The sequence below is a fragment of the Pseudomonadota bacterium genome, from assembly GCA_016927275.1.
Taxonomy (GTDB): domain Bacteria; phylum UBA10199; class UBA10199; order 2-02-FULL-44-16; family JAAZCA01; genus JAFGMW01.
In genome coordinates this window covers 1-6,950 of the sequence record JAFGMW010000024.1, presented here as the reverse complement: position 1 = coordinate 6,950, position 6,950 = coordinate 1, and the positions used below count along the sequence as shown (strand labels likewise).

6 protein-coding genes are annotated in these 6,950 nt (G+C 60.2%); 2 read left to right on the top strand and 4 right to left on the bottom strand.

From position 1 onward, the window contains the following. Positions 1-295: 295 nt before the first annotated feature. Positions 296-1,708: a hypothetical protein gene (locus tag JXA24_01470; GenBank protein ID MBN1282427.1), complete on the top strand. Its 1,413-nt coding sequence runs from the start codon at positions 296-298 to the stop codon at positions 1,706-1,708. Between the two features lie 207 nt (positions 1,709-1,915). On the opposite strand, the gene JXA24_01465 is transcribed toward JXA24_01470, so the two are convergent. After that, positions 1,916-2,707: a type III pantothenate kinase gene (locus JXA24_01465; protein ID MBN1282426.1), complete on the bottom strand. Its 792-nt coding sequence runs from the start codon at positions 2,705-2,707 to the stop codon at positions 1,916-1,918. Positions 2,708-3,014: 307 nt separating this feature from the next. On the opposite strand from JXA24_01465, the gene JXA24_01460 reads away from it, so the two are divergent. Further along, positions 3,015-3,377, top strand: a complete 363-nt coding sequence (locus JXA24_01460) for a hypothetical protein (protein MBN1282425.1) — start codon at positions 3,015-3,017, stop codon at positions 3,375-3,377. A 21-nt stretch (positions 3,378-3,398) separates the two neighbouring features. On the opposite strand, the gene JXA24_01455 is transcribed toward JXA24_01460, so the two are convergent. The 3 genes from JXA24_01455 to ald all read right to left on the bottom strand — a co-directional run bounded on the left by JXA24_01455 (position 3,399) and on the right by ald (position 6,752). Beyond that, the gene (locus tag JXA24_01455) at positions 3,399-4,514 is read right to left on the bottom strand and encodes a tetratricopeptide repeat protein (GenBank protein MBN1282424.1); all 1,116 of its coding nucleotides are present in this window, start codon (positions 4,512-4,514) and stop codon (positions 3,399-3,401) included. A gap of 97 nt (positions 4,515-4,611) precedes the next feature. Next, entirely contained in the window at positions 4,612-5,670 is a 1,059-nt protein-coding gene (locus JXA24_01450; GenBank protein ID MBN1282423.1) for a DUF362 domain-containing protein, read from the bottom strand. Beyond that, positions 5,661-6,752, bottom strand: a complete 1,092-nt coding sequence (ald, locus tag JXA24_01445; GenBank protein ID MBN1282422.1) for an alanine dehydrogenase — start codon at positions 6,750-6,752, stop codon at positions 5,661-5,663. Before ald ends, JXA24_01450 begins: the two co-directional genes overlap by 10 nt. Positions 6,753-6,950 lie beyond the last annotated feature (198 nt).

The following is a 6,950-nucleotide window of genomic DNA, read 5'->3' as shown; positions in this document are numbered from 1 at the left end:
GGCCGGGGCGCAGTTCCCACGCCCCGGCATTTCATCATTAGATGAACCAGACTGTCTGAAGGTCATCGGGGGCTTTCGTCGGCCGGTATATCATAGGGCTATTGAATCCGGCCTCCTCGAGCCACGCTGCGGAGAGCACTCCGACCCGCTCCGTCAAATCGGCACTCAACGCCGGATTCAATAGGAGGGGGGCTTCCTGCTATCATAGCCTATAACTAGTTGAATATATAGGCTTATTTGTCATGTAAAACGTGGCAACTTTTGGGGGCGGCTGCCGATAATAAAACAGGGGGCAATGAACCACCATGGGAGTACAGTGTCAGTATCCAAATTAGCCCAGAAAGTCATCGACGCCTACGCGCACGACCCCGAGGGACTCACGCGCGAGGAGTGCGAGGCTCTCACCGAAACCCCGGAGCAGGCGGACGTGCTCTGCTCCGCGCTGGGCAGAGGCGCGGAGGGCGATATCACGGGGATGGAGTGGGCGAGCCTGCGGGATGCGGGGTTTGACGACGAATTCTTAAAGTACATGCTGATCGGTAATCCGGCACTCCGCGAACGGGTGAAGTGGTTTGCAGACCAGCCCGCAGACAGAGATAAAATTCTCGAGCTGATAGATATCTGCACCGGGGTCGGAGACTTTCGGGACCAAGCGTCACAAGACCTCTGCCATCTCTTTGACAGGGCTGATGAGAACACGCGCGACTGCATCAGAAACTGCCTTCGCAAGCAACTCGGCGACCTTGCGAATCCCCCCCTTGTCATCCGAAAGCTCCTCGATGTTTTCAGCGGCCGGGACTACAAGAGCTCGGAATTCAAGATCGTGGCGTTGAAAGAGTTATTCGTTAAGCAGTACGGAGACAAAGAGGTCTTGTCATTCGTTTACGATAAAACAGGTGCCCTGCTCGGTATGGTGCCGGGCCGGGTTGAACTCAAGAAAACCGAAGACGATGAATCGCTGTTCGTAAGCGATTATAATGGAATGTTTCCCGCGGCGTTCGACATGACTCTTCCGGTCGAGGAGCTCGGCGACAGAATCACTTTGTTGTGGGAGACCCTGGATGAATTGCCGAGCGAGATGTTCCGCAGGTTGATGGGGTTTGTGTTCGTGTCTGGAATGTATTTTGATGCGGGAGTATGCAAGAGCTTCGACAATGGACAAAGCATCATCGCCATCACAAGCATGATCAGACCCGACCTGATCGCCCACGAACTCGCCCACCATTGGGATAACGCGCTTGCTCCGGGCAAGGATTCACTCTTCAACAGGATAAGCTGGCATAAGGAAACCAGAGTGCGGCACCGTAGGGGCCGAATCGCACAGCAGCCCTTCCATCGCATGTCTCGTCTCTTGCGTTGGGTCAAAAACGAATATGACCCGTACGATTTCATAAATGCTTGGGCAGAGATAAATCCGAATGAGGACCTCGCTCATTCCGCTGGGATATATTTTGGCGATGCCAAAGCGTTCAGGTCTTTTGCAAGATATGCAATGGAGGAGGGCACCTTTGAGATTTCAGCCAAGTACCTCTTCGTAAAACACGTGATGCCTTTTGGGGGCAGGGAGTATGACCTTGATGAGACATCGCCTTCTCTCACGATCGAGGAGGTCAAAGAGAAATACCTCGCGGCAAAGGACAAAACTAAGACCAACCCCGGCACCTGGGACATCATTCTAGAGATAGAGAAATCAATTCCAAAGCCCTGAAGTATTTTAACTAAGAGACAAGCAGCGCTTCCGGCCTTTTCCGAAGGAGACATAAAGGCGCTCCTCCCGAGCACTCAAGGCATTGAGTGCTCGGGATGCGAGACCGAGCGTATGAGGACGCGAAAAGAGCGACTGATTTCACGAGTTCGGGGCTGACAGCGGAAGACACCGAACTCGTGCCGACAGTATTAATCTTGTGTTGAGAAATCAGCGATCTTTTCGCGACGAGTAGCGAGGCGAGCGCGCCAGACGACGAAGGAAAAGGCCGGAAGCGCTGATCATCAATCCCTCGAGCACCAGGTCCGGGTGCACGCGCGCGACGATCGGGCAGGCGCGCTTGATGAGCGCAGCATCCCCGCCTGTTGCCACCACCAGGGGCCTTGCGCGTGATTCCTTGACCATGCGCTCCACGATGCGCTCGATGAGCCCCGCGTAGCCGAAGAAGAGGCCTGCCCGGATCGCGTCGCGCGTGTTCTTGGCCACCACCCTGCGCGCGCGGGAGGGGGGCACGCAGGGGAGCCTGGCGGCGATCTCGCCCAGGCCGCGCGCCGAGGAACCGATGCCCGGGAGTATCACCCCGCCCGCGAACTCGCCGCGCGCGGTCATGAGGTCGATGGTCATGGCGGTGCCCGCGTCGATGACGATCACGGCGCGCCTGTGCCTGCGGTGGGCGGCGGCCGCGGCCAGCAGCCTGTCGATGCCCAGCTGCCTTATGTTGTAGCCCTTGATGCGGACGCCGGCGTTGCGCGGCGTCACTATCAAGGGCCTGGTGCCCGATGCCTTCCTGCACGCAGCGGCGAAGATCGGCGTGAGGCGGGGAACCACGCTCGCGATGCACGCATGATGCGCGCCCTTTCCTGCAAAGGCGTTAAGTTTCTGCTCGATCGCGCGCACAGATGGGCGGGCTGGCCAATCGATCGAGCCCCGTTTCATGAGCCTTGTGCCTGCAAAGAGCCCGATTGATGCGCGCGTGTTGCCTATGTCGATGGCCAGGAGCATGGTGTCTTAATCGCCCAAAGCTGCGCACAACTCAAGTGGCTGGCCTCACCCCTCTGTCTCATGACTCTGGCATAAGCCATGAACGTCAAAGGATTGACGTTGTCTGCATTTCTTTTCAAAAGGATAACGCTGTTTTATACGCCGCATCTGTTTAAAACCCGGTCAGATCCCTTTAAAAGGCGTTTTGCTCAGGTTGTCTCCCCCGGGCCGATGGCATGGATGATGCAATTCATAGCCAATGGCTGAAAGCGAAGCTCATCGCGGGCCAGGGAATGGCCACCCCCTGGGCCGGAGGAGGGAGGGAAATATGATAGGATCAGGACAGGTGCAGAAGCCGGGACCAAAGCCCAGTCAGGCCGAGATAGACAGTATGAGAGCCCAGGGGGAGGCGCAGGCCAGGGGCGCCAAGATGAACTCCTTGATCTCCGCGCTCAGGGCCTCCGGCTCCAGCGACGAGGCGATAGTTGGCGCGCTCCTGGACGGAGGGTTCTCAACGGATGAGATCGCCGGCAGGGGATTTCAAGGTGATTTGATAGCGCGGGTTGAGAAGGGCAAGGAGGGCTCGGCATACGTTGCGGAGGCGAAGGTCGTTGCGCCGAAGCCGGAGCCCAAGCCAGGCCACCCGCTGTTTGCTCCCAAGGCGGTCGCCGGCAAGAAGAAGAAAAATTGACGGAGATGTGATCGGGCCTTCTCATTTCCGGCAGTCGTCGTCGCCGCTCAGGCGCATGTATGCTGCGCATTCGCTGATCGCCTCTTCTTCGTTCCCGACCAGATCGTGCACCTTCGCGAGATTGTAGCGGGCCTCGTAGAGATCGGGGAACTCATCCACTGCCATCTTGAAGTATTCGATCGAGGACTGATAGTCGCCCGCGTCGAATTCCAGGTGTCCCATATTGTACATCACCATGTACTGACCGGGGGAGAAGTCCATGGCCCTCTTGTAGAGTGAACGCTGGCAGGAGGGTTCGTTTTCGCAGTTCAGCTGGCCGCGGGAATTGTAGTCGTATGCGAGCAGGTCCTGCCTGCTGATGAAGGACCACCTCTGTCTCTCGCCCAGGCCGATGTCGCCGTCCGCATCGAGGAACAGGACCTCGCCTCTGCCGAGTTCGACTCCGACCGCCACGTGGCTTATGCCTTCTCCATCGCTGTCCGTGTAGACCTCGACCGGCCTGGCCTCGAGCCCCGCCTGCCGTGCGATCGCGATGTAGAGGTTGACGAACTCGATGCAGCTGGCGCTCTTGGAGCTGAAGACCCGGTGGATGTTTTCGTGACTGCCGTCGTCGCCCGATTTTATTCCCATCCCGCCGCGTCTCGCCGGCTTCCGCATGAAGCGGAATATCTCCATGGCGAGGGCCCTCTTGTAATTCTCGGTCCCTTTCTTTGACCCTTTCATCGCCAGGGATCTCGTGAAACCGTCGACCTTCATCAGGACGCGGCCGAACAGCCACTCCGCTCCGCCGTCATCCTTGAGGTCGTCGAAGAGCCATGGGATTCGCATGTCGGCCTTCTCGGAGAGGAATCTCTGGAACGGCGAGTCGAAGGTGAAGGAATCGCCCCCTCTTGCCCAGGCGCGGTTTCGGTCCTCTTCGATCTCGGCGAGATCTATCGCATTGGCATAGACCTCAGCCGGATCGAGCCTGCCGTCCGGTTCCCCCGGGTCGAGACAGGCCTCGCGGCCCTCCGGCCTTTTGACCCTGGGCACCCCCCTGTCCATGTCGGCGAGTGTCAAATTGTAAGAAGAGGCCATATGCTCGCATATGGCATAGGCGTTCGCGTCGTTGCTCACCTGTCTGCAGAAACCGCTCACCTGCCCCCCTCTGGGCCCCCTCATTGCCTCCAACCCCTTTATCGCATCCCCGGGAAAAAAGTTGCGCGGATTTTTGGACTGGAAGTTGTTGTTTTTTCTATATCTGAACGAGCTCGTACCTGCGGCGCCCGAGCCCCAGCTCCTCTGCGGCGGCCAGCTGGATCGTGCCGTCAATGCCGGGATGGGCCTCTTCGAACACGTCGCCGCCCGCTGCTTTTAGCACCAGGTCGAACGATGCCTGGTCTATGGCCACGGGGTCGGCCGATGCCAGTATCCCGATGTCGGGCACCATGGATCTCTCCCCCTTGCTCAGGCAGTCGCAGTTGGGTGTCACGTGGTTGATGAAGTTCACGAAGGCGAGCCTCTTTCCGTCCGCCGCTCCGACAGCGTACTCGGCCATTCGCTCCTGGACCTCGCGCGCCCCCTCGCTCCACGTGATGGTGAGGGCGCCGGTGGGGCAGGCGACCACGCACTCGCCGCAGCCCACGCAGAGCGAGAGGTTGATGGATGCCCTCTTCGTGCCCACCTTGGCTGCGCCGTGAGCGCATGCCTCCTCGCAGGCTCCGCATGCGGTGCAGAGCTTCTCTACGTAGGTGGGGGAGGCGCACGAGTGCATCTCGAACTTGCCTATGCGCGCGCCGCAGCCCATGCCGAGGTTCTTGATCGCCCCGCCGAATCCGGTGAGCAGGTGCCCCTTGAAGTGGGAGAGCACGACGATCGAGTCCGCCTCGCGGATCGCGGAGCCGATCTTCACCTTCGAGAAGTGCCTGCCGCGCACCTCCACGTCGCAGTGCTCAGTGCCGCGCATCCCGTCCGCGATGATGACCGGGGCGCCCAGGGCCTCGATCGTGAATCCGTGTTCGGCCGCGATCGCGAGGTGGCCGATCGCGTTGTTGCGCGGGCCGTGGTAGATGGTGCATGTGTCGGTGAGAAACGGGGCGGCCTTCTTCTTCCTTATCAGATCTATCACCGGCTTGACGAGCTCGGGCCGGATGTAGCCGTCGTTTCCCTTCTCCCCGAAGTGGATCTTCACCGCGCAGCGGTCGCCCGCGAGCACGCAGTCGAGCGCTCCCGCAGTTGCGAGGAACTTCGCGAGATCCCTGCGCCTCGCCCACGGGAGCATGTGGACCCTTGTTTTTTTCTTCGCTATGCCCATTGCGGGAAGAGCTTCTGGAGGACCGGCAGCGTGACCTTGCCGCCCTTTGTCTGCAGCCCCTTGGCCAGCACGTGGTCGGAGGCGATGGCCCTCTCCACGCCCTTGTTTGCGAGATCCAGCACGTACGGGAACGTGGCGGTGGTGAGCGCCTCGGTGGAGGTGTGTGGAGTCAGCGCCGGCATGTTGGGCACCGCGTAGTGGATCACGCCGTGCCTGAGGTACGTGGGGTCGTCGTGGCTGGTCGCCTTTATCGTCTCCACGCACCCGCCCTGGTCGATCGCCACGTCCACGATCGCGGAGCCGGGCTGCATGGTGGTGACCATCTGCTCGCTCACCAGGTGCGGGGCCCGATCGCCCGCGATGAGGACCGCGCCCACGAGCAGGTCGGCCTTAGCGGTCCACTCGGCGATCGTCGCCGGCGTGGACTTCACCCCCTTCATCTTTCCGCCGTACTTCTTCTCGATCTCGTGCAGCCTCTGGTCGTTCACGTCCAGCACCACCGTCTCAGCCCTGAGTCCGAAGGCCACGTCCGCCGCGTTCATGCCCACGATGCCGCCGCCGATCACCACGACCGTGCCGCGCCTGGTGCCGGTCACGCCGCCGAGGAGCAGCCCCTTGCCGCCGTGGTTGCGGTGGAGGAGATATGTGCCGATCTGCGTTGCGATGCGGCCCGCGACCTCGCTCATGGGGGTGAGCAGCGGGAGCCTGTGGTCGTCGGTCTCGACCGTCTCGTAGCCGATGGAGAGGGTCTTGTACTCGCAGAGCGCGTCGACGAGCTTTGGTACGCTGGCCAGGTGGAGGTATGTGAAGATGTTGAGATCCGGGCGGAAGTACTTGTACTCGCTCTCGAGCGGCTCCTTGACCTTGACGATCATCTCCGCCTTCTTCCAGACCGCCTCGGCGCTGTTCTCGATCTTCGCGCCGGCCTTTACGTACTCCTCGTCCGCGATGCCGGAGTGCGCCCCCGCGTTGCGCTCCACATACACGGTGTGCCCCGCCTCTGCGAGCCCCTTCGCGCCCCTGGCGGTGATTGCCACGCGCGATTCCTTGGTCTTTATCTCCTTCGGGACGCCGATTATCATGTGATCCTCCTCGTGGGATGTGGGTCAAAGGCAAAAGTTTCTATCTTCCGGAGTGCGCCGCGTCAACAACATTAAACCGGCCCACCCAAACAACCCATTGATTTATATGCATATTTGGACTGACGCAGCAAGACGGCCCCCTGATGCAGGGCGCATAGCCACCTGTTCGATTCTCTGCAATTAATACGCAACATATCG

What these genes read in the sequence shown, in the direction of transcription:
- JXA24_01470 (MBN1282427.1), top strand. Translation starts at nt 296, where the DNA reads ATGAACCACCATGGGAGTACAGTGTCAGTATCCAAATTAGCCCAGAAA.
- JXA24_01465 (MBN1282426.1), bottom strand. Translation starts at nt 2,707, where the DNA reads ATGCTCCTGGCCATCGACATAGGCAACACGCGCGCATCAATCGGGCTC.
- JXA24_01460 (MBN1282425.1), top strand. Translation starts at nt 3,015, where the DNA reads ATGATAGGATCAGGACAGGTGCAGAAGCCGGGACCAAAGCCCAGTCAG.
- JXA24_01450 (MBN1282423.1), bottom strand. Translation starts at nt 5,670, where the DNA reads ATGGGCATAGCGAAGAAAAAAACAAGGGTCCACATGCTCCCGTGGGCG.
- ald (MBN1282422.1), bottom strand. Translation starts at nt 6,752, where the DNA reads ATGATAATCGGCGTCCCGAAGGAGATAAAGACCAAGGAATCGCGCGTG.